The sequence below is a fragment of the Erysipelotrichaceae bacterium 66202529 genome (genome assembly GCA_017161075.1).
In the GTDB taxonomy this organism is placed as follows: domain Bacteria; phylum Bacillota_I; class Bacilli_A; order Erysipelotrichales; family Erysipelotrichaceae; genus Clostridium_AQ.
Genome location: CP046174.1, coordinates 1,187,819 through 1,214,375 on the forward strand (window position 1 = coordinate 1,187,819; position 26,557 = coordinate 1,214,375).

Below are 26,557 nucleotides of genomic sequence, written 5' to 3' on the forward strand. Positions count from 1 at the left end.
CAGAACTTAGTTAGATGCTGATCATAACGATATGTATGCGACGCTTGTTTGGGCAAAGCTGTCAGGTTTCGTATTTGAAAGGATTATTTCAAAGTTGTTTGCTTGTTTGCAAGTGTATTTAGTGATACACTGATAGTATATATATCAAAGGAGGAGCTCGCATGAGATTATTGACAAGATCAGATTTTGACGGTTTGGCATGTGCCGTTTTTCTGAAGGAAGCGGGTATTATCGATCATTGGAAATTTGTGCATCCAAAGGATTTGCAGGATGGTCTGGTTGAGGTTTGTGAGGATGACTGTCTTGCGAATGTGCCGTTTGTGGAAGGCTGCGGCTTGTGGTTTGACCATCATTCCAGTGAAGAGGAACGTAATGCATATAAAGGAAAATATAAAGGGGAAAGCAGAACCTCACCAAGCTGTGCGCATATTATTTATGAATATTATGGCGGTAAAGAGCGATTTCCAAAATATGATGATTTATTGGAGGCTGTAGATAAGGTTGACAGTGCTAATTTGAGCATTGATGAGGTGCTGCATCCGAGTGAATGGATTCTGCTCGGCTTTATTATGGATCCCCGTACCGGGCTTGGGCGCTTTCATGATTTCAGAATCAGTAACTATGCATTGATGGAAGAAATGATTAACTGGTGTCATACGAAAAATATTCATGAAATCATGGCGGAAGCAGATGTAAAGGAACGCATCGAGCTTTACTGGGATCAAAATGATAAATTTATTGATATGGTAAAGGCTCATACGGTTGTGGAAAACCGTATCATAATTTCAGATTTGCGCGGTGTTGATCCAATTTATACAGGAAATCGTTTTCTGATTTACAGCCTGTATCCACAAGCCAATATTTCTGTATGGATTGTAAACGGAAAGGGTGGAAAGGGGTGTTCTGCGGCAGTTGGCTACAGTATCTTGAATAGAACCTGTGAAATTGATGTCGGCGCTCTTATGCTGAAATATGGCGGAGGCGGACACAGAGTTGTCGGTACCTGCCAGTTTGATGATGCACATATGGAAAGCGGATTGAATAGTTTGCTGGAGGAAATGAAAGCTCTGAATATCTGATTGAAAATGCTTTCGTATATAAATCAGTATGGATATAGCTATGAAAGAAGAATATCGGCCAGATTGTTGAACCATGGAAATATAGGAAAAGGCACAGAGAGTGAATTGATAATTCTCTGTGTTTTTTATTTCTATCTGTATTTTTTACTGAACATATTTAAGTTCTACATACACAGAACGCTGTTTTGCATAACTGAAAACACGCAGCTTGCGGATATATTGAAGATATGACGTTGTATCTAAAAGCAATAGAACTTCCAAGCATTTCTTTGATAAAATAAGCATAAATGGAAGTAGTGAAATTGCGTAGATAATCATACTTTTTATATCTGTTCCATCATATAGGAAGGATGAGAATACAGCATGAAATTATTTTCTATACAGCTGAATATAGGTACAAAAAAGGTAGATGCATACAATCATCCACCTTTTTAAAGCCTTTTATGAAATGCATATGATGCTCTGAAATAGGAGATTTTATTTGCTTGGTTATGGAATTACTCATATAGAAAAGCATTGCTTCAGGATAACCATATACCTCACATTTTACCTGTTTATGATTTAGATGTTTATATTAAGAAAGCTTTTCAAACATATCCTTCGGTACAGTACAAATCGGGCATTTATAATCATCGCTTTCCTTAGTGATATCCCCCTCGTAGATATAACCGCAGATGGTACAGCGGTAACGAATATCAGCTGCTTGTTCCTGTACAGGCTCCTGTGAAGGTGTATCCTCCACCTTGACGAACATATCCTTCGGTACAGTACAGATTGGGCATTTATAGTCATCACTTTCCTTAGTGATATCCCCTTCATAGATATAACCGCAGATGGTACAGCGGTAACGAATATCAGCTGTTTGTTCCTGTACAGGCTCCTGTGAAGGTGTATCCTCCACCTTGACGAACATATCCTTCGGTACAGTACAGATTGGGCATTTATAGTCATCACTTTCCTTAGTGATATCCCCTTCATAGATATAACCGCAGATGGTACAGCGGTACTGCACACGCTCTGCTTCCTTTATCGCAGCTTCCTTGGCAGCCGTTTCCTTCTGATACATATCTTCATAACGGGAAGGATTCTCATTCAAATCCTGTCTTGCTTCATAGCTTGTATGTAATAAAGCCTCGGCAAGATCACTTAGCGGCTTGCCGTAAAATTCCTTATAAACCTCTTGGATATGCGGATTATCATGAGAATTTCGTAAAGCTACACTGCTGTCTTTATCATACAGTGCCTGAATTCTTGCCTTTCGTACCACATCCATATCCTCGCCGATATGCTTTGTCTGTCCACCACCGGAAATACAGCCTCCCGGACAGGTCATGACCTCGACAAAATCGAAATGCTCTTTATTGACCTTGAGATGGTGGAGAAATTTTCTGGCATTATCAGTACCATGGATCACAGCAACCTTCAGCGGAATATTTTGAATGACAAGCTCAGCCTTGCGGACGCCCGCCATACCGCGAACTGCCTCCAGCTTTAACAGCTCATCGCTTGGCTGTTTCTTTGTAAGAAAATAATAGGCACTGCGGATTGCGGCTTCCATAACGCCTCCTGTATTACCGAAAATGATACCGGCTCCACTTCCTCTTGGCATCAGTGCATCATAATCGCTTTCTTCTATGTGATCCAAATCCAGATTTCTTGCCCGCATCCAGTTTGCTAGTTCTCTTGTTGTTACAACACGGTCACAGTCCTGTGCTGATTCTCTATCCAGATAATTTGCAGCATCACTCAGCTCCTCGCGGACAATCTCAAATTTCTTAGCAGTGCATGGTGTGATGGCAACGACATAGATATCGTTGGGATCAAGGCTTTCCTTTTCCGCAAACCAGGTCTTTATGGTTGGTGCGAACATGGAAATAGGTGATTTACTGGTGGAAATATTCGGAAGCAGCTCCGGATAATAGGTTTCCACAAATTTCACCCAGGCAGGACAGCAGCTGGTAAACTGGGGAAGCGGCTTATCTGTCTGTATCCGCTCTATCAGCTCACTTGCCTCCTCCATAATGGTCAGATCAGCAGCAAAAGTTGTATCGAAAACATAATCAAAGCCAAGTGCACGCAGGCTGCCAACCATCTGTTCCTCCACATAGCTTCCTGGCTGCATTCCAAACTCCTCTCCCAGAGATACGCGAACACTTGGAGATGTGATAGCAACAACCTTTTTGCTGTTATCTTGGATAACAGACTGTACCTGCATCCAGTCCTGAATTTCAGTAATAGCACCTGTTGGACAGACATTTGCACACTGTCCGCAGTGAATGCAGATTGCTGTATCACCCGTTTTCACCAGGTCATAATGATGTCCCACGGAAATCTGCTTTTGACATACGTCGCGGCATTGCCCGCATCGTATACAAAGACTTTCAATTCTGCGAATGGCCGGATTCCCTTCCTCGATGGGAACCCGTACATCCATGGATAAATGTTTACTCATAAGTTTATCTCCTCTATAGTTAAATTAAGAATTATTCTTAATTTGTATTTTTATTTTACCTTTTTATGGAAAAGAAGTCAACAACATAAGAAAATCTTTTATATAATGTTTATTTGGATGGATATAGATTGTTAAAAATTAAAAAAGTGTATTGACTTAGAACTCTCTCGAATTTGTGTTTTAACAACAATCCTGCGTTGTTTTGGTTTGCAGCCAATGTGTGTGGGGGTGAATGATGTTACACGGCTGGGAATCTTTGATATCGCCATGCTGTCCAAAATTTCGAAGCTGGTGTATCTAGCTCCAACATGAAAAAAAAAACTGTCTGCAAAGTGAGCTGATGCTGGAGGATATCCAGTATGCGTTATAATGTATGTAATTAGCATAGGGAATTTACATATTCCTTGTGCTTTTTATTTGGCTGAAATAGACAAAATCGCTTATAATAAGAGAAACGGAAAGGTCGTGGGAATATGAAAAGAGAATTACCGATTGGCATTGATAATTACAGAGAGCTTAAAGAAAAAAATTATTATGTTGTTGACAAGAGCAATTTAATTAAGGATTTTCTTAGCAATGGAATCAAGGTAACTTTAATTACACGGCCTAGAAGATTCGGAAAAACGATCAATCTAAGTAGGCGGTGCCCACCCTTGGCGTGCTTGCTGAATTCCTGGATATGAGAAAAGAAAGCAAAAAATTATTTGAAGATACAGATATCATGAAAACAACCTATATGACAGAATTGAATCAGCATCCGGTGATTTTTCTGAGCTTTAAGGAGTGCAAGGGAAGTAAGCAGAATCTTGTGAAAAACATGAAGCTGGAAATCGCCCGCGAATTTGAACGTTATAAGGATGTATTAAAACGTGAGGATATGAACAGACTGGAACAATCCCTATATGATTTTTTGATGCCGAGACTTTATGATTGCATGGATGAGGATGTCTTCGGACTGGATGATACATTAAGCTTTCAGATGCAGCGGATATATAATGTGTCAGGTAAGACTGTGTATCTGATACTGGATGAATAGGCATTGCCCGCCTCTGGTGTGATACACCATTTATTGAATCGCATATCCATGGTTATTATAGTGAGGTGAAGGATACTTTTTCTTCCATGCTGTCTAAATCTTTAAAGGGAAATCCATATCTGAATAAAGCAATGATGACAGGGATTCAGCGAATCGCGAAAGAGAACACACCACCGGCGGGCTTTAGCCTTTTTTCAGGTCTTAATAATTTGTTTGTTTGTACTGTCAAAGATGAAGAGTATGCAAAATATTTTGGTTTTACAACAGAGGAAACGAAGCATCTATTAAAGGATTATGATTTAACTCTTAATGAACATGTGAAAGCAATGTAGGCGGTGCCCACCCATGGCGTGACGGATATCAATTTGGTTCTATAGAAATATACAATCCCTGGTCAATTATCAATTACGCAAGTACCAAACGGCTGGAGGCATACTGGGTCAATACCAGTGAAAATAAAATGATACGAAGTTCTATACGAAAACGGGGCTTAGGGTTTAGCATATATTTTCAAAATCTGATTGAAAACGGATATGTAGATGCTTATACAAAGATGCAGTCTTCCTTTTATGAAGAAGAGGCGGATGAGAGTCTGTGGGGATTGTTTGCACCACCGGCGGGCAATGCCTTAATGCAGGTTATTTGAAAATAGAGCGTGTCCTACGTGGAGATGAAATGCGATTGAAAATACCGAACGAAGAGGTACGCATGGAATTTAAAAGCATTGTATCAGCCTTCTTGGAGGTTGGAGAAAATGATATTATCACTATGCTTAATGCATTGGTTCAGGGAAAGCTGAGTGAATTTGAGATGTTTTATCGTCAAATGTTATTAAAGCTTCCTTCCAGTTTTGATCTTCAACGGGAGAACAGCTATCACATGATGATGCTGGGTATGTGTGCATTTTTGTATGAGGATTATGAGGTACTGAGTAATCGAGAGGCCGGGAACGGTAGAAGTGATATCTGTTTAAAAGCACGTAGAGCAAATCAGTTACACGTGCTGATGGAATTTAAGTATACAAAGGATAAAAATCAGAATCTAAAGGAATTAGCAGAAATAGCATTAAAGCAGATTGATGATAAGAATTATGCAGCAGAGCTTAGCCTGCCCGTACTGAAAATCGGACTTGCACATCGCGGTAAGGAACTGGAATTGGCAGCTTGTCTGTGTGAATCATGAAAGATTTATAATAAATGGATTATAAAGTCCATTGATTGAAAGAATATAAATTCGTGAGATGCCGTATCAAAAGGATACGGCATTTTGACGATATATATTACAAAAGATTTGACTGTAATAGCTTAACGTAACATCGGATTACGGCCTTTTATGCATTTTCTTTAAAACAGATGCAAGCTTTCCAAAAAAAGGGTATAATGTTTATTGTATATGATTTTGGAGGTTGATACATATGTCCAACATAGATAAGGCGATTGGAGTCTTTGACTCGGGCCTGGGTGGAATCAGTGTGTTAAAGGAGCTGCGATCTCTTATGCCGCAGGAGAATTATCTCTACTTTGGTGATTCCAGCTATGCGCCCTATGGTGTAAAAACGAAAGAGGAAATCACTGCGCGCTGCCGTAACATCTGTGAGTTTTTTATCAATAAGGGTGTAAAAGCAGTCGTGATCGCCTGCAACACAGCCACCAGTGCCTGCGTGAAAGAGCTACGCGCCCTGTATCCACAGCTTCCGATTATTGGTATGGAGCCGGCATTGAAGCCTGCTGTCAACGGAAAACATCAGCAAAGCGTACTTGTTTTGGCAACAAGGTTTACATTAAAAGAAAAAAAATTTGAACAGCTGATGTCCCAATTTGATAAGGATAATACAATTTACCGTCAGCCCTGCCCAAAGCTGGTAGAGCTTGTGGAGGCCGGAAAACTGGATGATGTAGCGGCAGTGGATCATGCACTCATGGAATATCTGGCACCCTATGAAAAGGAAACCATGGATAGTATCGTCCTGGGCTGTACACACTTTGTATTCTATCGTGACCGGATCCGTCAGCTGATTGGTGATCATATCGCGCTTGTGGACGGTAATGCCGGTACAGCGAAGCATGTACGACAGCTGCTGGAAGAACGCTGGGAAGCAAAATCAAAAGCTGCACCTGTTGGAAGCATACACATATACAATTCCTCGAAGGAGGATAGAATTTTGAAGCTGTCCTGGGAGCTTTTGGAAAGATAAGGAAAAACAATGGCACAGGAGTTGTCTTTATCAGAGATACGACTTATAATAAAAGACAGTATATAACGGAGGTAGATTATGAGAGAAAATGCTTGGAAAAAGTATGACGAAGCCGGATTAAAGGAAGTATTCAACTATTGTGAAGGATACAAGAAATATATTTCCGACTGTAAAACAGAACGTGAATGTGTAAGTGAAAGTATCCGTATTGCGCAAGCTTATGGCTATCGCAATCTGGAGGATGTCATCAGAAATAAGGAAACGCTGAAAAGCGGTGACAAGGTTTATGCCAACAATATGGGGAAGGGACTCGCGCTGTTTCTGATTGGTGAGGAACCAATGAGCAATGGATGCAATATCCTGGGAGCGCATGTGGATTCCCCGCGTCTGGATATCAAACAGAATCCTTTATATGAGGATAAGGAATTCGCTATGCTGGATACACATTATTATGGCGGTATTAAAAAGTATCAGTGGGTGACACTGCCGCTGGCACTGCATGGTGTTGTCGTAAAGAAAGACGGTACAATGATTACACTCAATATCGGTGAAGATGATAACGATCCAATTGTTGGAATCAGCGATTTGCTTGTACATTTATCCGCAGATCAGATGAGCAAAAAGGCAAGCAATGTCATTGAGGGAGAAGACCTGAATGTGACGCTGGGAAGTATGCCGCTGAACGGTGAGGAAAAGGATGCTGTAAAGGCGAATATTTTGAAGCTGTTAAAGGAAACCTATGATTTTGAGGAGGATGATTTCGTATCTGCGGAAATTGAAGTTGTACCTGCCGGAAAAGCCAGAGATTACGGTCTTGATCGCAGTATGATTGCTGGCTATGGACATGATGATCGTATCTGCGCATACACCTCTATGATGGCACAGCTGGAAACAGAAGCGGTAAAGCGTACCGCTGTAACTCTGCTGGTTGACAAGGAAGAGGTTGGTAGCATAGGCGCTACCGGACAGCACTCCCGCTTTTTTGAGAATACGGTAGCTGAGGTTATGGATCGTCTGGGAGAATACAGTGAGCTGAATGTTCGCCGCGCTTTGAAAAATTCCAAGATGCTGAGCAGTGATGTATCTGCGGCATTCGATCCAAACTATGCGGCTGTAAATGAGGAGAAGAACTCCGCCTTTATGGGACACGGTCTGGTTTTCAATAAATATACAGGCTCCCGCGGCAAGGGGGGCTGCAATGATGCCAATGCTGAATATATGGCAGAGCTGAGAAATATTATGGATTCTGAGAATGTAACCTTCCAGACAGCAGAGCTTGGCAAGGTTGACCAGGGCGGTGGAGGAACTATTGCTTATATCCTGGCACAGTACAATATGGAGGTAATTGACAGTGGTATCGCATTGCACAATATGCATGCACCATGGGAAATTGCCAGCAAAATTGATATCTGGGAAGCAACAAAGGGCTATAAAGCCTTCCTAAAACACGCATAAGCAAAGAAAAGAGGCTGTACAGAATGTGAATATCTGTGCAGCTTTTTCGTTATGAATAAAAACTAAGGATAAAGCCATAAAGAAAAAGTCAAAAGATCAATCCCAAAAAATACACTCGCAAAGATGAACTTACAAAAATGCACTCTCAATTATAAAACTACAAAAATACACAAAGTTAAGCCCAATAATAAAACTGTATTGACAGTGATTCTGCGTATCAGAAAAGCCACCTGAGGCTACAGACGGCTTGCTTTATACTGTATAAGAGGTGAAGCAAAACTATGTATTGGATAAATCCGAATCAATCTTTTCTATCACAAGCGTGACCAATACCTACAAAGCCTCTTTCTCAAACGGCTCCATGGTAAACAAATCCATGATTTCATCCTTACTCATGCTGGTTATGCTTGTTTCACTGCTATTGATAAAGGTGTCACTCAGAATATGCTTGCGCTCCTGCAGCTTCATGATTTTTTCCTCAATGGAATCCTTCATAATCAGCTTATACACCTGAACATCCTTTGTTTGTCCAATGCGGTAGGCACGATCGGTTGCCTGGTTTTGTGCAGACAGATTCCACCATGGGTCATAATGGATTACGATTTCCGCATTTGTCAGATTTAAGCCGGTACCGCCGGCTTTTAAGGAGATTAAAAAGACATCTGCTTCCCCGTTTTGAAACTGCTCCACGTAGGCGTGCCGCAGCTCTTTTTTTGTTTCACCTGTCAGCTTCAGATACCGGATATTCTCTGTTCGCAGCTGTTCTTCAATCAGCCCCAGCATGGAGGTGAAGCTGGAAAACAGAAGAACACGGCGTCCGCTGTTTCTTGCGGATAACAGCAAATCCATGCAGCCCTTCAGCTTGGTGGAAGGAAGGGTGACATTTTCATACAGTAGCCGTGCATCACAGCAGATTTCACGCAGCCGGGTCATCATTGCCAGCACCTGAAATTTATCAACCTCCTCCATCTGCATTTTCTTCTGAAGATCCTGATTGATCGATACCAGATTGGCATAATAGATTTTCTTTTCCTCAGCACTGAATTCCTGAAAATACACCTGTTCCATTTTGTCCGGAAGATCCTGCAGCACATCCTTTTTTATACGGCGTAGGATAAACGGCTCGACCATTCGCTTCAGCTGCGTCTGTGCCTTCTCATTCCCGTTTTTTATGATTTCCCGTTCAAAGAGCTCACGAAAGCGGTGATAATTATATAGATAACCGGGCATCAGAAAATCAAAGATACTCCACAATTCAGCAAGAGAATTTTCAATCGGTGTTCCAGTTAGGGCAAAACGGTAGCTTCCCTTTAGCTGTTTTACAGCCATGGCATTTTTCGTTGTGTGATTTTTAATATATTGTGCTTCATCCAGTAAAATTGCAGTAAAGCTATGAGAGGCATAGTGTTCATAATCCCTGCGGATATAGTCATAGCTGGTAATGATGACATCATACTTATCCAGCTCCTGAAGCTTCTGTATCCTCTGTGTATTGGTTCCCTGTACACACAGCGCATGAAGATCAAGCGAAAATTTTTGTATCTCATCCTTCCAGTTATAAATCAGAGATGCCGGACATATGACAATAGAGCAGGGGATGTCATGACCGCCATGCAGACTTTCCAGCATAGCGATTACCTGCAATGTTTTTCCAAGCCCCATATCATCCGCTAAAATGCCGCCAAAGCCATAGGCACTCATCGTTTTCAGCCACTGATAGCCAATTTTCTGATAATCACGCAGGATTGCCTCATAATGCGGATCAAGAGGATACTGCACAGCCTCCACATGGCGCAGCTGTTCCATCATCGCAGTAAATGCTGTTTCCCGACTGACATCGACATGGCTGCTGTGTTCAGCGAAATCGTCCAGCTGAAATGCGTGGTAGGCATCGACCTCCAGTGTTTTGCTCTTCAAATCCTGCGGTGTCAGATGCAGCTGCTGCAGCAGCTCATCGGTTTCTTGCAGTCCCTCAGATTGCAGATAGATGAGATCACCGTTTTTCAAGCGATGGAACTTCTTCTTTTTGCGATAGGAACGCATAACGCTGTATAGCTCATCCTTTGGAATATCAATGCTTGTTACATCCAGCTCCAGCAGACGGTTTTTCATGCGCACACCAACATTCATATGCACCTTCTTTGGTGTCTCCATCTGCCTGATTGCATCACTGATATACACATTACACAGCTGGTTCATATAATCCAGACCCTGCTTGAGAAAATTCTGTGCATAGGGAGCCTGTTCCTCTATATAGGCAATATGGCTGTCTGCGTCAATGCGTGAGGCGTAGGTTTTAACAAACTCTCGGATATGATCCAGCTCCAGAGAGGAATCCGCATGCGGGGCAAAGGCATATTGGGAAGGGCTGTCCTCATAATGATATAAAAGCCGTATGGAAATATCGCCATGATCTTCAACATCCACATAGCAGTCAATCTCCATCGGATACGGCATGAAGGTTTCCAGAGAGATACCTTCAAAATGCACATACTCACGAATTGCGGGAATGACATAGGAACAGAAACGAATCATATCATCCTTATGAATAAGAATCTGCCGGTCTGCACAAAGCTCCTCTAACAGATCCCGCATTTGTTCACTAAGCTCTGCAGAAAAACGTCGGAGGATACCATTCTCCATATAATACCAGCGGGATTCTCCCTGCAATAGCTGATCCAGGGAAAGCAAAGAGGTAATAACGAAAAAATCATCCTGCATATCAATGCGAAGGCCTATTTCCTGACTGTCCTCATCCGCAAACTGCAAATCAATGCAATCCAAGGCATCATTGCTGTATAGCTCATAAAACTCATCCATAGACTTTTTATCAATCGTAATCTGCTTACGGCTGGAGCCATAGCCATAGGAATACTGAGACTCATGCTCCTTGACATACTGTCTGAGAAAGTAAATTTGTGCCTGCGCAGCCTCATCGAAGGCCTGGATATGGTGTGTGAATTTCAACTGTCTGCCGTAATCCACCTCCTGCTGCCTGTCAATGGCATCCAGGAAATTGATAATACTGCGAACAACATAATACCGTTGGATTCCAACCTTGTAATCCAGTGTCAGCTCCTGATCAAAGGTGGCATGCGCACGCAGCTGTACCTTGTCAAGAAGCGTATTGGCCTGAAATTTAGCCAGATCCTTTCTGGCATACCGGTCGATAAAGGAACGGGAACGCTCCAGCATCTGTTGCTCCAGATAACGGCGAAAGGCATCCTGTCTTTGTTCAAGCGGGCTATAGGTAAAGGGAAAGGTCTTTGGCTTCAATTCATATACGATAAGCAGAACTACACCGATATGTCCGCAGGCAATCTCATGATCCTCGCAATACGGGCACTCACAGGAAAAATCCGTCAGTATGCCCTCCGCATTCAGAACGATGGAGCAGCGATTCTTATAACCGTAAACAGTCACAACAGCATCTATATCATATAGCTCACCGGGCACTGTTTCCCTTATTACAATTTCATCCACAACATCCTGGTCATGATAACGCAGCGCGATCTTCCAGTTTTTTGTGTTGAAATAACGCTGTATTTCAGAATCTAGTATCTTCATGAGACCCCTCCTGTTTCTTCTGTTATTGTATCAGAAAACATACGTGTTCGAAAGTATGACAGTTGCTTTTGATTCGCTTTCTGTGTTTTTTTACCACAGAATTATGAAACCGCTATTTAGGCTATGCGAATACCTGACAAAACAAAGGGATAATTCGTAATCCGTACATGAGAACAGCAATCAATTTCATATAGGCTTGCAGGTAGCCGATTATACCATATTGGATGATTCATGTGATGAAGAAATATGAAGCCAGTATGAACCTTTTTCCCTTTTGACGGTTTGGAAATAGATAAGGGTAAACGGTTTAGAAATGAATTAAGAGAAGCTTATAGATATAGGATGCCATATGACGGTGCTTTTTATGAAAAGACTTCTAAAAAAAGTACGTATAAGCATTTGTGATAAAGGTACGTAAAATCGTTTGTGAAAAAAGGAGACAAAAAAAAGAAAAAGGATTATACTGAATTTAAGACAATGGAAGGTGTGTGTGCGTATGTACAATCAGGGCATTGAGCCGGTAAAAATTGCAGAAGCCATTATACGGGCATTTTATGCAGAGCGCGATATTGACTTTGTGCTGAATCAGTTTCTGGATGATATTACCTGGATTGGACCTTGTGAGCACGAATTTTTCCGAGGCAAGCAGGCGATATCCGATTATTTTTATAGTGGCAGTTCTGAGGTTCCTTCCTGTCTGCTGGAGGATACCGCGTATTATCAGGATATTACGGATGATACGCATGCCGTCGTTACAGGAACCTATACTGTTCGTACACGGGGAGAAGACAGCATTATCGTCGAAGCCAGGCAGCGGTGCAGCTTTCTGTTTGAACTGCATCAGGGGCGCTGGCTTGTAAGACACCTGCACACTTCGAATATATATCAGGAAATGCAGGAAACAGATGAATATTTCCCCACAACCGTCGGGAAGCTGACATATGATTATATGCAGGAGCTTCTGCGTGAAAAAACGGAGGTCATTGATATGATCAGCGCCAATATCAATGGCGGATTAAAGGGAAGTAATGATGATGAGCAGTTTTCTTATTTTTATGTGAGTGAGGGACTGTGTAAATTTCTGGGATATACGTATGATGAATTTATGGAAATGAGTAACGGTACGGCGGTTGGCGCAGTTTATCCACCGGATCTGGAAGGAGCATTGCAGGCCTGTGCACGCTGCTTTGCGAACGGCGCAAGCTATTCTGCAGAATACCGGATTCGTAAAAAAGACGGCTCTCTTGTATGGATGCTGGATACCGGGAGAAAGAGCGTCGATGCGTTTGGAGAAACAAAAATCAACAGCATTCTGACAGATATCACCGCTATGAAGCAGGCGGAATTTGACCGGCAGGTGGAGCGTGAGCGCTACCGCATAGCTTTGGAGAACATCACCGATGTTATGTTTGAGTATGATTTACGAGAGGATGCACTGGTGAAATATGAGCGCCGCGATTATGATAAGCAAAATCCGGTGGAAAAAATTCATATCGCCTCCTATTTAGAGCATATGGAGGAGGATGGCAGCGTACATCTGGATGATATCGGAACGCTGAAGGCTTATATGCTTGCGAAGCTGCAGGCAGAAAGCATCGATATCCGTCTGCGGCTTCAGGACGAATGGAAATGGGTTCAGGTGCAGTGCAGCTATATTTATGAGGGGGATGAAATTGTACGCTGTATCGGAATATGGAAAGATATTACGGAAGAAAAGCTGCGAATGGATTCTCTGATTGACATCAGCAAACGCGATGCTCTGACACATCTGTATAATCAAAGCAGTGCGCAGGAGCATATCAGTGAGGTACTGGCATGTCAACGGGATTGTGCGCTGCTGATTATAGATATTGACAATTTTAAAACTGTCAATGACAGCTTTGGACACCTGTCTGGAAATGAAATGCTGTTATCAATGACCGGCATTCTAAAGGATTTGGGAAGCGAAATATTTACTGCACGAATTGGCGGTGATGAATTTTTATTATTGGTTGAGCATTCGCATATTGCACAGGCAAAGCTCTATGCCCAGCAGCTTCATGAAAAAGCGCGCGGTATCAGACTGCATAATTATCAGCTGACGCTGAGTATCGGAATTGCATACAGCCGTCCAACAGATTCCTATCAGGATTTGTTTATGCGGGCTGATATGGCCATGTATGAAGCAAAACGCAAGGGTAGAAATCAGACGGCCGTCCACGAAACGTAAAAAAAATTACTTACGAGAGCTAGAAAATCGTGATAAAATAGAAACGAAGCAACGTGTGTTCCTGGTGATGTAAGTCCAGTTGTCAGGGAGACACGTTTTCTTATTTTCGGAGGTGATATCATGTTTGAGATTCATGATTATGTTCGTTACGGCTCTTTTGGTCTGTTTCAAATTGTTGATAAAATACAAAAAACAATCAAAAACGGTGTTGTGAAGGACTGCTATGTACTATATGGAGTCCAGCAGGTTAAGACGAGAATTGAGACACCGGTGGATAATCCGGGGCTGCGTAAGGTGCTGAGCATGGAGGATATTGACAGCCTGATCACGAAAATGCCGGACATTGAGACAAACTGGATTATGGATAAGAAAAAGCGTGAGGAGGAGTTTCGCAATGCCTTGCGCTGCGGGGACTGTATTGCGCTGGTGCGGGTTATGAAAACAATTTATGCTGTGAAGGAGGAAAAAGCGCGAAACAGGAAGCAGTTATCCTACACGGATCATTCCATTTTTGAACAGGCACAGCAGCAGCTTTTGGAGGAAATCGCATTTGGTGCACAGATCAGTGTGGAAGAAGCTGATGATTATATAAGAAAAAAGCTCAGCATAGAGGAATAAGCGATGTAAAGGGCAAAACAAAGCTGTATAAAAACGTATATTATAATATCTTTATGGAAAAGGATGTTAAGCATATGATGATCCAAAGCATGATCCATGAAAAGAAAGAATTGATCAGACAAGGGATCATGAAGATGGATGAAAAACAGATCTGGTCATATGAAAAGAGATATCTAGATATCTTGAATCAAGAATTGGAAAAGTATGCGGCTGAGCATTCAAAAAAAGTAAAAGCAAAATATGTACTAGGATATATAAAACTGATGAGAAGGATGGTTGAGTATAAAGAATAACATCTAAGATTCATCAAAGATTTCACTGTATCTTCAGATAATAACATAGCAGAAAGACAAATGCGTCCGACGAAAGCAAAGAAGATCAGCGGTCAGAGTCTCAGCCTTGAAACAGCAAATAATTTTGCGGCAATGCATACAGTAATACAGACCTGTTCCTTACAAGGTAAAAATACACTTGAAGAAATCAAAGCCATCCTTCTATCATAAAAGGATGGCTTTGGCATTCTAACATCTAATCCTTATCGTTGAATAGTTACCAGCTTTTTGAATTTTCCTGGAATTTTTTTAAGAATCTATTGACAAATGCACGGAAAACGAGTAGAATAACATCGTTGCCGCTGAGAGATTGGGGTATAGCCAAGCGGTAAGGCACCAGACTCTGAATCTGGCATTTCCTTGGTTCGAATCCAAGTACCCCAGCCAATAAAAAACGAGAGTCGCTTCGGCGACTTTTTTGTTTATCAGAGGGTACGTTCCCGAAGCATTTCGGGAAATGCCAAGCTGCTGCCAATACATAAAACCATAAAAATGGAAAGGAAGGCCCGTATGAAAAAAGTAAGAACAAGATTTGCACCAAGTCCTACCGGGTATATGCATATCGGAAATCTGAGAACTGCATTATTTGAATATCTGATTGCCAAGCATGAGGATGGGGATTTCATTCTGCGTATCGAGGACACCGATCAGGAGCGTTACGTGGATGGCGCTGTGGAAATCATATATGATACCTTAAAGGAAGTTGGTCTGCGCCACGATGAAGGCCCGGATGTCGGAGGAGATTTCGGCCCGTATGTACAGTCTGAACGTCTGCCGATGTATAAAGAATATGCAGACCGGCTGGTTGATCTTGGAGGCGCTCATTACTGCTTCTGCGGTGAGGAAGAAATTGAAAAGCAGAGAAAAGAGGCCGAAAGCCTTGGAATCTCTTTCAAATATGATGATCCTTGCAAGCACGTATCCGTGGAAGAAGCAAGAGAGCGTATCGCGAACGGGGAGAAGTATGTTGTTCGCCAGACCATCCGTCATGGCGGTGAAACGTATTTCGATGATGAGGTGTATGGACGCATCGAGGTGGATAACAGCATTCTGGATGAATCCGTACTTTTAAAAAGCGACGGCTATCCTACATATAACTTTGCGAATATTGTGGATGATCACCAGATGGGTATCACACATGTTGTACGCGGAAATGAGTACCTGTCCTCTACACCAAAATATAATCTGATCTATCAGTCCTTTGGGTGGGATATTCCAACCTATGTACATGTGCCGCCTGTCATGAAGGATGAGCAGCATAAGCTGAGTAAGCGAAACGGTGATGCGAGCTTTCAGGATCTGGTGAAAAAGGGATATCTGCCGGAAGCTATCCTGAATTACATCGCTTTGCTTGGCTGGTCTCCGGAAACTGAGCAGGAAATCTACACGCTGGAGGAATTGATCAGGGTGTTTGATATCAAACGGATTTCCAAATCTCCGGCAATTTTTGATATTGACAAGCTGACATGGATGAATGGGATGTATCTGCGTGCCATGAGCACAGAGCAGTTCTGTGAGCTTGCAAAGCCTTATATCGAACAGTCTGTACACAGAGCGGTGGATATGATGGCGGTTGCCCGTATTTTGCAGCCTCGATGCGATATTCTGACCTCCATTCCAGAAAGCCTGGATTTCATTGATGAGCTGCCGGAATATGATAATGCAATGTATATTCATAAGAAAATGAAGACAACCTATGAAATTGCATTAAAGGCATTACAGGCAGCACAGGAAGCCTTAACAGAGCTGAATGACTGGTCAAGTGAGGAAACCCTGCATGAGCTTCTGCTGGCTCTGCCTAAGCAGATGGAAATGAAAAACGGACAAATTCTGTGGCCGGTTCGTACGGCAATTACAGGAAAGCAGTTCACACCTGGCGGTGCTATTGAGATTGCGCACATTCTTGGAAAAGAGGAAACGCTGAAGCGTATTGCCAAGGGAATCGAAAAGCTAAAGAAAGAGCTGGCTTAAAGGATATAAATAAAAAGTGGATAACAACACCGTGTGTGTGACTGTCCACTTTTTTTGTATGTAGAAGAAAATGCGTTTTACATATATTCCAGAAAAATCTGTGTGATGGTCGCAATTTCTGCCTTGGAAATCGTGATATTGAAAATGTTGTTTAACGCATCAAGCTCCTCACTGATCGTGTTGTATATATCTGCATGGGAATTGATAATTTCCCGTGTTTTTTTATTTGGCAGAGGATCGCTGCGCACAGCCCGTTCAATGACAAATGCGCCATGAATGATAAAGCGTATCGTAATTTCATCACTGTAATTGAGCTTCAGGCGCTTCAGAATGTTTAATAATACGACCATAAGTGAGGAGGAGGCCTTGTTTGCATCAAGGAATACCAGGGATTGCTGTAAAATCTGTTGGGATATCCGATCAATCAGACTGCGGGAATTTTCACTGAGAGAGGCAGCGGGAAGGCTGGGCGTTTGTGTAAGGCTGTATTCCATCTGCTGTCCGTGATTCATAGCTGTAATCGTATTGAGAATCAATGGCAGGGATATAGGGGCAAAGCTTTGCACGTCGATATGGAGACGGCTGCTGATCTGTTCACCGATTTCTGTCAGCGGTGCTATATCACTGAAAATAAACAGAGTCTCATGATTGTCGATCTGCTGGATGATATCGCATACGTAATCTAGAAAAAAACGGAATTCCTTTTTTCTCCATGCTTCTGAATAATCTATCGAACGACAGTTTTCATATAGATTGGCAGAGCGTATATATTTTTCATAATTTGCGGCTATATCCTCTCCATGACAGAGAAACAGCATCGGCGTCTTTGCTTCCAGCTTCTGCATAGCTAGCTGCAGATAGGTGCTGATCAGTGTGCGTTCTGCCTTTGGAAGGGTAACCTGTAATTTCGATTCAATAATCTGTGCAATATTATCACAAATCGCATCTGTACGTTTTGTGCCTAGTCCGCGAGACTGTGCAAAGCTGCAGTGATAGGTGTTGTTTTTCAGCTCGGTAATGAGCTTTTGCAAATATTCAAATAAAACAAAGATCATGGTTTCCTTCTGCTTCAGGGGAGTGGCTGACAACAGGGGGAACATCAGATCATAAAGCTCCTTTACAAAAATCGAGCGAATGGTGTTGATTTCAATCTTTTCCGTTTTCTTCAGCATAGCATTGCAGATAGATATGATCTGCTCATTATCGTGGTTATCTATTAAATACTGCTCGTTCAGTGTTGCGGTATGCAGGGTATTGAAAAATCTGCAGGTGGTCTGCGCAATAAAATATAATACATCACCGTCAAACATATCCAGAATGCTGTGCAGCTCGGAAAAACGGGAGGAAACATCCTGTATGCTGTTTAACATACCGTCAGAAAGATGCTCAAAGGTGATATCAATGATATTGGCTCTACGCTGTACAAAGCTGTGATGAGCACGGATGATGGAATGGCGCAGCTCCCGCAGCAAGGCCTGTGTTGTATAGGCGCTGTCTGCCAGAGCGATACAGGTAACTACATTTTTATTCAGACAGATGGTTTCGTTGAGAATATCGGACTGCTTCTGAATTTCTGAGAAAATAAGCTCCAGGCGCTCTTTCAGCGTACGATGCTCATAGCTTGGAAATTGCAGCGGATATTCTATAAACCGCTGCAGGACAGGGTCTTTTATACTGTCCTGATCAGAAAACAGATAACAGAGTATCCAGCTGCTGTGCAATCCCGCATGACGCTGCTGCAATTTTTGATGCAGCTGAAAAAGCCTGTACCTGTTACTGCATTGGACATCTATAAGAAAGATGGTGGTGTTATCCGGATGTACCTCATGAAGGAGCTCCTGTTCGTTATCCGACAGCTCATCCGTTACCATATATTCCAACACCTGCGTATAGTTTCCCAGCAGCTGAAGCTCCTTAGCCTTTTCTATAAAGAATCTCAGAAAATGATGCTTTCCCTCACCATAGGCCGCATGCAGGGAAATGCTTTGAAAGGTCTGTGGATACAGGAGAATTCCCAATAGCTCCTGATAGAGCGGATAGAGTGATTCATTGGCCTGAATTCCTGTGTAGGTCAGCTTTTTACGGTTTTTATTTTCTGTCTGTATCCGTAAAGGCTTATCCTGGTTCAGATATTCATGAATTCCTCTCCCTACCGGCAGCGTATACGGAACCGGCTCTGTAGAAAAGGAATGGATCACCCCGGCATCCAGATACAGTGTGGGACGTCCCTGCAGCTTAATGAGGCGGTTTTCACGATGCAGCTGATTGAGAACACGGGACACATTTGTGCGGTCTATTTTCAGAATCAGGGCGATGTCGTGGGCATTACAGCCACTGAAATCATAGGTGTGTGCGGTAATCCCGTTTGCGGTATAGCTGGCAATGAGATTTTGAATATCCTTTGTACGCGGTGCCTTTTTCATAAATCCTCCATTCCATAGCTGTATATCCTGTAAAGGTGCTGGCAGAAATATCTGCCTTTATTTATTTTTCATACTTTTTGGTGCTGAAAAATGAGGATACAGAATACACGCTTATTCTGACTTTGCACACTTATTATAACACGGATATGAAATTGCTGAGAAAAAAAGCACACATAGGATGAAAACGGTAGAATTAGAAAAAAATGGAAATATCTGCCTGCAGTTATGCCATTTATGATGACACGAATGTAGAAAAAAACGTGATTTCTCATAATTTGACGTACATTTTCCGAGCGTTTATAGTAGAGGTGTAAACAGACAGTAGCTACTTAGTTTCACAAATCTGAGAGGAGAAAAAACATGGAAATTAACTTTTTACAGGCAGCACTCATTGGGATTTTGTATTATATGACGTTATGCTCACCACCCTGGCTCACAGGCATCGTACATGTATCTATACGTCAGCCACTGGTATCGGGCACGATTGTCGGTTTGATTCTGGGGGATCCGCAAAACGGACTCATTATCGGTGCGACGATCAACACCGTTGTACTAGGCTTTCTGAATGTCGGAGGGGCAATCCCAAGTGATCCCGGAATAGCGGGAGTTGTTGGAACATCGCTGGCCATCGCCACAGGCGCAACACCGGAGGTGGCTGTCACAATTGCGGTTTCCTTTGGACTCGTTGGAACGATCGTCTGGAATCTGCGCAGTACGATCAATTCCGTATTTGTACATATGGTGGATAAGGCGGCTGCACAGGGGGATATGAGAAAAATATATTTCGTTCAGTTTGTACTGGCACAGATTGCCACCTTCTGTATTTCGGCGGTTCCGGTATTTGGTATCCTGTATTTCGGAACTGATGTGGCAACACAGGTACTGGATGCTTTAAAAGGAACACCGATGCAGATTCTAACCGTTATCGGACAAATTCTGCCGGCGATGGGAATTGCGATTATTTTGCGGCTTTTATCAAACCGTCCCAATATTATCCAGCTGTTCATGCTTGGCTTTGTATTATCCATTTATGGCAATGTACCGATGATCGTCATTGCAGTGGTCGCCTTCATTATTGCGTCCCTGTATGCAGATTTGAAATTTCATAAAGTAAAGGAAGAGGTGTAGACGATGGAACATCAGATAACAGATAACCAGGCTCTGGCGGAAAAAAAGCTAACCAAAACGGATCTGAATAAATGCTTTCTTCTCTGGCATCTGCTTGGGGAAGCAACCCTGAGCTATGAGCGATTGCAGGCTCCCGGCGTCCTTGGATGTCTGGGGCCGGTATTGAAGCGGCTGTACGGGGATGATAAAGAGGAATTTGTAAATGCCTGTCAGCGACACATGGAATTCTTCAATACAGCAGGATATTACGGCGGTTCTATTATTATGGGGCTGGTTTGCTCACTGGAAGAGGAACGTGCCAACGGATTGCCGATTGAGGGGGAGGATATCAGTGCGATTAAAACCGGGCTGATGGGGCCGCTTGCAGGGGTGTTTGATGCCCTGCGGCAGGGAACTGCTATCCCGATCGTCGCCTCCATTGCTATCGGTATGGGAATGGATGGTAATTTCTTTGGCCCGATTTTCTATATGATCGTCACGGTGCTGTATGTCATGGTACCCTGCTATTGGATGTTTCAAACCTCCTATAAAAAAGGAAAGGAGGCTGTCAACGGCTTGTTCGCAAGCGGAAAGCTGGAACGGTTTATGACCCTGGCTACTGCTGTAGGTGCCATCACGCTTGGCGGTCTTGCGGCTACCACCGTTACGGTAACATCCTCCACGGTTCTGCATTTGGGAAGCTCGGATATGGTTCTTCAGGAAACAATCTTTGATGCCATCTTTAAGGGACTGCTGCCTGTGGGCTTTGTCTTTCTTTCCTACTTCCTGCTACAGAAGAAATTCTCAACCTCAAAAATTATACTGATTCTGATCGCAATCGCCGTCATCGGTGTATTGATTGGATTTTTCTAGGCTGTACGATAAGGAGAAAACGGATATGGATACAATCAAAGCTATGATAGAGGAGCACAAAATTATTGTGATATGCAGGGGTGTCTACAATGACACCCTCCTCAAAACGATGGAAGCATTATATAAGGGAGGGATTCGCCTAGCCGAGGTCACCTTCGATCAGCGAAGTGACGATTATACGGATACGCTGGATTCCATTCGGATGTTGAATGAGCATTTCTGCGGAAGGATGGCAATCGGGGCAGGCACTGTGGTTAATGAACAGCAAGTTGAGCTGGCTCATCAGGCACAGGCCGCCTATATCATTTCACCGAATGTAAATGAGAAGGTTATTCGCAAAACTAAGGAACTGGGTATGGTATCTATTCCCGGGGCACTCAGTCCTACGGAGGTGCTGAATGCACATGATTGTGGTGCAGATTATGTAAAGCTGTTTCCGGCTGCCAGAATGAAGGCTGCGTATATCAAGGATCTCATGGGGCCGATGCCGCATGTGAAATTTATTGCCACAGCGGGTATTCATGAGGATAACATAACAGAATTTGCGAATGTTGGCTGTACAGGCTATGGAATCAGCGGCCGCTTGATGGACAAGCATGTTATAGCGGAAGGAAACTTTGAGGAATTACAGCATCGCGCAGAGGTATTCCTTGCACGATTGCAGAAGGGAAAGGTAGAGTAGTATGAAACATATTGTTTATGCGCGCGTTGATGATCGTCTCGTACATGGTCAGGTGATGACTGCCTGGGTCTTACATACCAGAGCCAGTAAGGTAATTATCGTTGATGATAAGGCTGCCAGGGATTCCTTCATGAAAATGATTATGAAATCCGCAATGCCAAGCAATCTGGAGCTTGAGGTTCTCTCCGTAAGCAGCGCGATTTCATATTTGAAGGAGGAGGGCAGAGAGGATGAACGAATCTTCTTACTGGCCAAGACACCGATGGTATTTATGGATCTGCATGATGCAGGAGTTCCTATACAGGAAGTTGGAATCGGCGGGATCGGAGCCAGGGCAGACCGTCGAAAGCTATATCGGAATATCGCAGTAAATGAAGAAGAAATGAACAGTATCAAAGCTATGCAAAGCAAAGGCATGGACGTCTATATTCGAGTCGTACCGGATGATAAGCGGGTCGAAATTAAAGACGCTGCCTAGAAGGGGGAGCAGTATGATAGGGTTAGTGGTTGCCACACATGGGTCTTTGGCAGAGGCATTTGTCGACAGTGGAAGGCTGATTGTTGGAAATATAGGGAACGTAGTACAGCTTGGATTATTCCACGGTGACAGCATAGAGCAATTTGAAATAAAGATACGCAGGGCAATCGAACAGACGGATGAGGGAGATGGCGTCATCGTACTGACAGATTTGTTAGGAGGCTCCCCCTGCAATGTCAGTGCAAGGGCGATTGGCAGTCTGTATAAGGACAGAAAGCTGGAATGCTTTTATGGAATCAATCTTCCAATTTTTCTGGAAGCAGTCACATCGCGCAGCTTTATGGATTTCGATCAGCTGAAGGAGCATATGGAAAAGATATTTCAGGATACGTATGGTGTGCTGAGCTCTAAAATCAGGTATTCCGCATGTGAGGAATAGAAAGAAGGGTATAAGAATGGAAATAGAAAAAAAAGGTGTAGGGGATCTATATTTATGGAAGGGTGCAATCGTCAGGGAGGAGGATATCCATATTTCTCTGCAGGATCGTGGCTATGTGTTTGGAGACGGCCTGTATGAGGTTGTCCGTGTATACAACGGGAAGCTGTTTGGCTTGAGCCGCCATCTTGACCGACTGTTTCAGGGGGCAGAAATCCTGCAGTTTAATCTGCATTATTCTAGGGAGGAATTCTGCCGCTTTTTCCAACAGCTGGTAGAGGAAAATCAGCTGATTAGCGGCTATGTGTATATGCAGCTGACAAGAGGGGATGAGGGAGTCCGGAATCATTTATTTCCTGAGCTGGAAAACCAGATGCCTGTTATATCCGGCTTTGTGGTTCATTCCAAGCGGAATGTGGAAAAGCTGCAGGCAGGAGCAACAGCTGTCACGGTGGAGGATATTCGCTGGAAATACTGTCATGTGAAAACGCTGAACCTGATTCCAAACTGCATGGCGCGTTATGAAGCGAAGAAACGGGGAGCTGGCAAGGCAATTCTTGTAAAGGACGGCATTGTGACAGAGGAAAAATCAGGCTCTATACTGATTGTGAAGGATGGCTGTATCATAACACATCCGGAAACGACAGATATTCTGCCTAGTACCACAAAGAAGATTTTGGAGGTGCTGAGTGAGCGGGAAAAGATTCCGTTTCAGGAACGCTGCTTCACACTGGAGGAGCTTTATGCGGCGGATGAGGTCATCGTAGCGGATACGAATACCGAATGCTGTGCTATCGTGAGGGTGGATGAGCAAAGGATTGGTGATGGAGCACCGGGGCCAATTCTCAAGCAGCTGCAGAAGGCGTATGAGGAGGCTATTATTGAGGAGTGCGGCAAAGCCGTGTAGAATCATGATGGAAAACAGCCGTACCTATGTAGAGATTCATACTGCATATATTCGTGAAAATGTGATACATCTGAAGCAAAATCTGTCGCCAAAGACAAAATTCATGGCTGTCGTTAAGGGCAACGCGTATGGTCACGGGATTGAGCCGTGTGTTCATGCAATCAATGATTTATGTGACTGGTATGCAACAGCCACCATGCAGGAGGCCATCCGGGTAAGAGCTGTCAGCAGAGAGAAGCCGATTCTGGTGTTTGGCTATGTTACCGATGAGGAAATCAAGCAGGCCGCCGCATATGCTATTACGCTCAGCGCTGTTTCAACAGCATTTCTGCAGCATATTTCTGCCGTCTGTGTACAGCAGAGGCTGCAGGTTGCTGTACACCTGAAGCTGGATACCGGCTTTCACCGCATGGGTATTTCCTGCTGTGAAAATAGCAGTGAATGTATGGAAGAGCTGCTTCCTCTATATGCTTTGCCGAATATTCATATAATGGGAATCTATACGCATCTTGTATTTGCCGGCAGTGTTCAGGAACAGGAGCAGGCCTTTACCCAGCTGCAATACCGACGCTTCAAAAATTGTATAGCTGCCCTTCGCAAACTGGGAATCGATCCTGGCATCTGCCATATATGCAACAGTAAGGCTGCCGTTCATCATCCACAGCTGCATATGGATATGGTACGCGTCGGTGCGTATATGTTTGGTCTGGCATCAGCGCAGGAGCAGGAGCTGATTCCCCTAAAAGAGGCCTTGCTATGGAAAGCCAGAGTCGTATTACTGCGAGAAATAAAAGCTGGAGAGGGTGTCGGATACGGTCATGACTTTATAGCGGAAAAGCCAACACGGATAGCGGTGCTGGCGGCAGGCTTTGCGGATGGCTACCGGCGCTGTATCGCACAATCCCCACAAAGCTATGTCCTGCTGCATGGTAAGCGTGCCCCTTTGGTTGGCAAGGTATGTATGGATATGCTTATGGTGGATGTGACAGCTATTCAAGGGCTTCATACGGGAGAATACGCTGTCTTATGCGGACAGGCGGACAGAGATGCAATCAGCAGCTATCTGCTTGGGAAAATCATACAGGGAACAGCAGGGGAAATCACCGTCGGCATTACGGAACGGGTGAACCGTCATATCCTATGAAATCCTGCCGGTTGTGGATGTATTGCATTCTCGGCGCTTTGATATTTTCACTTTCCATGAACCTGTTTCTGGTACCACTGCATATATACAGCGCCGGCTTTCTGGGAATAGCACAGCTGCTGCGGGATCTGCTTGTATACCTGCTGCCTTGGCGGATCCCCTTTGACATTGCCGGAATCCTGAATTTATTTTTGAATAGTTTTATGATACTGCTTGCAGTACGAATGCTGGCAAAGGATTTTGCACTGCATACTGCCATTGTTATATTGTTTCAATCCGTATTCCTCTCGCTGATCCCTGTCCCATCGACACCTCTGGTTGAGGATGTTTTTATATCCCTGTTAACAGGCTCCATCCTGTGTGCTTACGGAACAAAGCTTTTTTTCAAGGGACGAGGCAGTGGCGGGGGCATTGATATCATTGGCTTGTATCTTACAAAAACGGGGAAGGGAAGCGTTGGAGGTATCTATTTACTCGTTAATACGATTGTTTATATGATTTGCTTTATCATCTATGACAGTCAGGTTGCTTTGTATTCGATTGTGCACAGCTGTATCCTTTCCTTTATCGTAGATCGTATTCATGAGGATAATGCAGAGTCTGCAGCATTGATTATCACAGAGGACAGAAGCTTGAAGCTGCAGCTTCTTTCAGAGGTTGGACGCGGTGTTACGGCATGGGATGGCAGCGGAGTGTACAGCGGACGTAAGAAAGAAATTATGATGGTGGCAATTACAAGAGGACAGTACAGTGACCTGAAAAAGCGCGTATATGATCGGGACGAGCAGGCGTTTGTGATTTTCTTTGACCATGTGCGGGTAAGCGGCTATTTTCCTAAGCTGATGAAAGAAAAGGGAAGGGATGGGTGAGTACGATGCCGGAAACACAGAAACGGGTATATACAGGCAGAGGGATCACAAGAAAGCTGAAAGCATATATACCTGAAACAGATAACATGATGATTCTCTGTGAAACCTCTGTATGCGAGCCTGTTATAAACAGAATCTGTCATCAGTTTCCACAGGCTGTGGTCTATATGGCAGTGACATCACAGCATATGAACACCTTTGATGCGATGGAAGCGATTGTTCACTTTCTGTACCACAAAGGCTTTCGCAAGCACAGCAGTATGCTGATTGTGGGGGGACAGCAGCTGAAAGCTCTGGGCGGATTTACAGCATCAAGTTATTATTGTGGAATTGATTATATGTACATACCGGTTTCAGAACAGCTCACACAACACGATCGAGCAGACATCTGTGGAATTGATTTGCTGGGGATCACGGATGTACTGCAAGCTGCTTATGCTCCCTGTGCAGTCTTTCAGGATGAGGAAATATTTGAGCTTATGAATGCAGAATCATATAATTTTTAAACGATAGTTTCACCATGCCTTACGACATTGTCGAAGGCTTTTTGTGTTCTAGATTTTATAAAACAAAACATAAATAAACTAGTTTATATATACGTTGAGATTTACATAAATAAATTAAAAAAACCTTATAAATAAGCGGGTTTTGATTGTTTTATATACCGGAATCTATGATAGAATAAGCTATGAACAGTACAAGAGAATAAGCAGGAGAGGATGCTA

20 protein-coding genes, 1 tRNA gene and 2 pseudogenes are annotated in these 26,557 nt (G+C 43.3%); 20 read left to right on the forward strand and 3 right to left on the reverse strand.

What is annotated here, in order from left to right:
• The first annotated feature begins 161 nt into the window (after positions 1 to 161).
• Positions 162 to 1,079, forward strand: coding sequence for an exopolyphosphatase (locus GKZ87_05655; GenBank protein QSI25004.1), 918 nt, complete (start codon positions 162 to 164; stop codon positions 1,077 to 1,079).
• Between the two features lie 574 nt (positions 1,080 to 1,653).
• Here GKZ87_05655 and GKZ87_05660 read toward each other — a convergent pair.
• The gene (locus GKZ87_05660; protein ID QSI25005.1) at positions 1,654 to 3,531 is read right to left on the reverse strand and encodes an iron hydrogenase; all 1,878 of its coding nucleotides are present in this window, start codon (positions 3,529 to 3,531) and stop codon (positions 1,654 to 1,656) included.
• 473 nt (positions 3,532 to 4,004) lie between these two features.
• Between GKZ87_05660 and GKZ87_05665 the strand changes: the two genes are divergently transcribed.
• From GKZ87_05665 to GKZ87_05685, 5 genes and pseudogenes are all read left to right on the forward strand, one after another.
• Positions 4,005 to 4,214 (forward strand): AAA family ATPase, encoded by a 210-nt coding sequence (locus GKZ87_05665; protein QSI25006.1) that lies wholly within the window; start codon positions 4,005 to 4,007, stop codon positions 4,212 to 4,214.
• A gap of 305 nt (positions 4,215 to 4,519) precedes the next feature.
• Positions 4,520 to 5,213: pseudogene (locus tag GKZ87_05670) on the forward strand (AAA family ATPase).
• A 29-nt stretch (positions 5,214 to 5,242) separates the two neighbouring features.
• Positions 5,243 to 5,749: a hypothetical protein gene (locus tag GKZ87_05675; GenBank protein QSI25007.1), complete on the forward strand. Its 507-nt coding sequence runs from the start codon at positions 5,243 to 5,245 to the stop codon at positions 5,747 to 5,749.
• A 232-nt stretch (positions 5,750 to 5,981) separates the two neighbouring features.
• Positions 5,982 to 6,761, forward strand: coding sequence for a glutamate racemase (gene murI, locus GKZ87_05680; GenBank protein ID QSI25008.1), 780 nt, complete (start codon positions 5,982 to 5,984; stop codon positions 6,759 to 6,761).
• A gap of 78 nt (positions 6,762 to 6,839) precedes the next feature.
• Positions 6,840 to 8,216 carry an aminopeptidase gene (locus GKZ87_05685; protein ID QSI25009.1) on the forward strand — a complete coding sequence of 459 codons (1,377 nt, stop codon included), beginning with the start codon at positions 6,840 to 6,842 and terminating at the stop codon, positions 8,214 to 8,216.
• Positions 8,217 to 8,549: 333 nt separating this feature from the next.
• Here the strand turns inward: GKZ87_05685 and GKZ87_05690 are convergent, their stop codons facing one another.
• Positions 8,550 to 11,783 (reverse strand): helicase SNF, encoded by a 3,234-nt coding sequence (locus GKZ87_05690; protein ID QSI25010.1) that lies wholly within the window; start codon positions 11,781 to 11,783, stop codon positions 8,550 to 8,552.
• Positions 11,784 to 12,279: 496 nt separating this feature from the next.
• Here GKZ87_05690 and GKZ87_05695 point away from each other — a divergent pair, with 496 nt between their 5' ends.
• The 5 genes and pseudogenes from GKZ87_05695 (at position 12,280) to GKZ87_05715 (ending at position 16,913) form a co-directional block, all read left to right on the forward strand.
• Positions 12,280 to 13,992 (forward strand): diguanylate cyclase, encoded by a 1,713-nt coding sequence (locus GKZ87_05695; protein ID QSI25011.1) that lies wholly within the window; start codon positions 12,280 to 12,282, stop codon positions 13,990 to 13,992.
• Between the two features lie 120 nt (positions 13,993 to 14,112).
• Positions 14,113 to 14,610, forward strand: a complete 498-nt coding sequence (locus GKZ87_05700) for a hypothetical protein (protein QSI25012.1) — start codon at positions 14,113 to 14,115, stop codon at positions 14,608 to 14,610.
• Between the two features lie 77 nt (positions 14,611 to 14,687).
• A pseudogene (locus tag GKZ87_05705) lies at positions 14,688 to 15,113 on the forward strand (transposase).
• Between the two features lie 140 nt (positions 15,114 to 15,253).
• Positions 15,254 to 15,329: transfer RNA gene (locus GKZ87_05710), tRNA-Gln, on the forward strand.
• Between the two features lie 123 nt (positions 15,330 to 15,452).
• The gene (locus GKZ87_05715) at positions 15,453 to 16,913 is read left to right on the forward strand and encodes a glutamate--tRNA ligase (protein ID QSI25013.1); all 1,461 of its coding nucleotides are present in this window, start codon (positions 15,453 to 15,455) and stop codon (positions 16,911 to 16,913) included.
• A 77-nt stretch (positions 16,914 to 16,990) separates the two neighbouring features.
• Here the strand turns inward: GKZ87_05715 and GKZ87_05720 are convergent, their stop codons facing one another.
• Entirely contained in the window at positions 16,991 to 19,336 is a 2,346-nt protein-coding gene (locus tag GKZ87_05720; protein QSI25014.1) for a PRD domain-containing protein, read from the reverse strand.
• Between the two features lie 360 nt (positions 19,337 to 19,696).
• Between GKZ87_05720 and GKZ87_05725 the strand changes: the two genes are divergently transcribed.
• From GKZ87_05725 to GKZ87_05765, 9 genes are read left to right on the forward strand one after another with little or no spacing between them, the layout of a single operon-like run.
• Complete coding sequence (locus tag GKZ87_05725) at positions 19,697 to 20,464, forward strand: PTS sugar transporter subunit IIC (GenBank protein ID QSI25015.1); 768 nt, start codon at positions 19,697 to 19,699, stop codon at positions 20,462 to 20,464.
• 3 nt (positions 20,465 to 20,467) lie between these two features.
• Positions 20,468 to 21,316, forward strand: a complete 849-nt coding sequence (locus GKZ87_05730; GenBank protein ID QSI25016.1) for a PTS system mannose/fructose/sorbose family transporter subunit IID — start codon at positions 20,468 to 20,470, stop codon at positions 21,314 to 21,316.
• 25 nt (positions 21,317 to 21,341) lie between these two features.
• On the forward strand, positions 21,342 to 21,998 hold the full coding sequence (locus GKZ87_05735; GenBank protein ID QSI25017.1) for a 2-dehydro-3-deoxyphosphogluconate aldolase: 657 nt from the start codon (positions 21,342 to 21,344) through the stop codon (positions 21,996 to 21,998).
• A gap of 1 nt (position 21,999) precedes the next feature.
• Positions 22,000 to 22,476, forward strand: a complete 477-nt coding sequence (locus GKZ87_05740) for a PTS mannose/fructose/sorbose transporter subunit IIB (GenBank protein ID QSI25018.1) — start codon at positions 22,000 to 22,002, stop codon at positions 22,474 to 22,476.
• Between the two features lie 13 nt (positions 22,477 to 22,489).
• The gene (locus tag GKZ87_05745; protein QSI25019.1) at positions 22,490 to 22,915 is read left to right on the forward strand and encodes a PTS N-acetylglucosamine transporter subunit IIC; all 426 of its coding nucleotides are present in this window, start codon (positions 22,490 to 22,492) and stop codon (positions 22,913 to 22,915) included.
• A gap of 16 nt (positions 22,916 to 22,931) precedes the next feature.
• Entirely contained in the window at positions 22,932 to 23,819 is an 888-nt protein-coding gene (dat, locus tag GKZ87_05750) for a D-amino-acid transaminase (GenBank protein QSI25020.1), read from the forward strand.
• A gap of 4 nt (positions 23,820 to 23,823) precedes the next feature.
• Complete coding sequence (gene alr / locus GKZ87_05755) at positions 23,824 to 24,963, forward strand: alanine racemase (protein ID QSI27897.1); 1,140 nt, start codon at positions 23,824 to 23,826, stop codon at positions 24,961 to 24,963.
• Positions 24,960 to 25,832, forward strand: a complete 873-nt coding sequence (locus GKZ87_05760) for a DUF2179 domain-containing protein (GenBank protein QSI25021.1) — start codon at positions 24,960 to 24,962, stop codon at positions 25,830 to 25,832. The genes alr and GKZ87_05760 overlap by 4 nt, the downstream gene beginning before the upstream one ends.
• 5 nt (positions 25,833 to 25,837) lie before the next feature.
• On the forward strand, positions 25,838 to 26,338 hold the full coding sequence (locus tag GKZ87_05765; GenBank protein QSI25022.1) for a hypothetical protein: 501 nt from the start codon (positions 25,838 to 25,840) through the stop codon (positions 26,336 to 26,338).
• The last annotated feature ends 219 nt before the right edge of the window (positions 26,339 to 26,557 follow it).

Coding starts and splice junctions, on each gene's coding strand:
- GKZ87_05665 (QSI25006.1), top strand. CDS start 4,005: ATGAAAAGAGAATTACCGATTGGCATTGATAATTACAGAGAGCTTAAA.
- GKZ87_05725 (QSI25015.1), top strand. CDS start 19,697: ATGGAAATTAACTTTTTACAGGCAGCACTCATTGGGATTTTGTATTAT.
- GKZ87_05740 (QSI25018.1), top strand. CDS start 22,000: ATGAAACATATTGTTTATGCGCGCGTTGATGATCGTCTCGTACATGGT.
- GKZ87_05675 (QSI25007.1), top strand. CDS start 5,243: ATGCGATTGAAAATACCGAACGAAGAGGTACGCATGGAATTTAAAAGC.
- GKZ87_05720 (QSI25014.1), bottom strand. CDS start 19,336: ATGAAAAAGGCACCGCGTACAAAGGATATTCAAAATCTCATTGCCAGC.
- GKZ87_05745 (QSI25019.1), top strand. CDS start 22,490: ATGATAGGGTTAGTGGTTGCCACACATGGGTCTTTGGCAGAGGCATTT.
- GKZ87_05660 (QSI25005.1), bottom strand. CDS start 3,531: ATGAGTAAACATTTATCCATGGATGTACGGGTTCCCATCGAGGAAGGG.
- GKZ87_05760 (QSI25021.1), top strand. CDS start 24,960: ATGAAATCCTGCCGGTTGTGGATGTATTGCATTCTCGGCGCTTTGATA.
- alr (QSI27897.1), top strand. CDS start 23,824: ATGATGGAAAACAGCCGTACCTATGTAGAGATTCATACTGCATATATT.
- GKZ87_05715 (QSI25013.1), top strand. CDS start 15,453: ATGAAAAAAGTAAGAACAAGATTTGCACCAAGTCCTACCGGGTATATG.
- GKZ87_05700 (QSI25012.1), top strand. CDS start 14,113: ATGTTTGAGATTCATGATTATGTTCGTTACGGCTCTTTTGGTCTGTTT.
- murI (QSI25008.1), top strand. CDS start 5,982: ATGTCCAACATAGATAAGGCGATTGGAGTCTTTGACTCGGGCCTGGGT.
- GKZ87_05695 (QSI25011.1), top strand. CDS start 12,280: ATGTACAATCAGGGCATTGAGCCGGTAAAAATTGCAGAAGCCATTATA.
- GKZ87_05730 (QSI25016.1), top strand. CDS start 20,468: ATGGAACATCAGATAACAGATAACCAGGCTCTGGCGGAAAAAAAGCTA.
- GKZ87_05765 (QSI25022.1), top strand. CDS start 25,838: ATGCCGGAAACACAGAAACGGGTATATACAGGCAGAGGGATCACAAGA.
- GKZ87_05685 (QSI25009.1), top strand. CDS start 6,840: ATGAGAGAAAATGCTTGGAAAAAGTATGACGAAGCCGGATTAAAGGAA.
- GKZ87_05655 (QSI25004.1), top strand. CDS start 162: ATGAGATTATTGACAAGATCAGATTTTGACGGTTTGGCATGTGCCGTT.
- GKZ87_05735 (QSI25017.1), top strand. CDS start 21,342: ATGGATACAATCAAAGCTATGATAGAGGAGCACAAAATTATTGTGATA.
- dat (QSI25020.1), top strand. CDS start 22,932: ATGGAAATAGAAAAAAAAGGTGTAGGGGATCTATATTTATGGAAGGGT.
- GKZ87_05690 (QSI25010.1), bottom strand. CDS start 11,783: ATGAAGATACTAGATTCTGAAATACAGCGTTATTTCAACACAAAAAAC.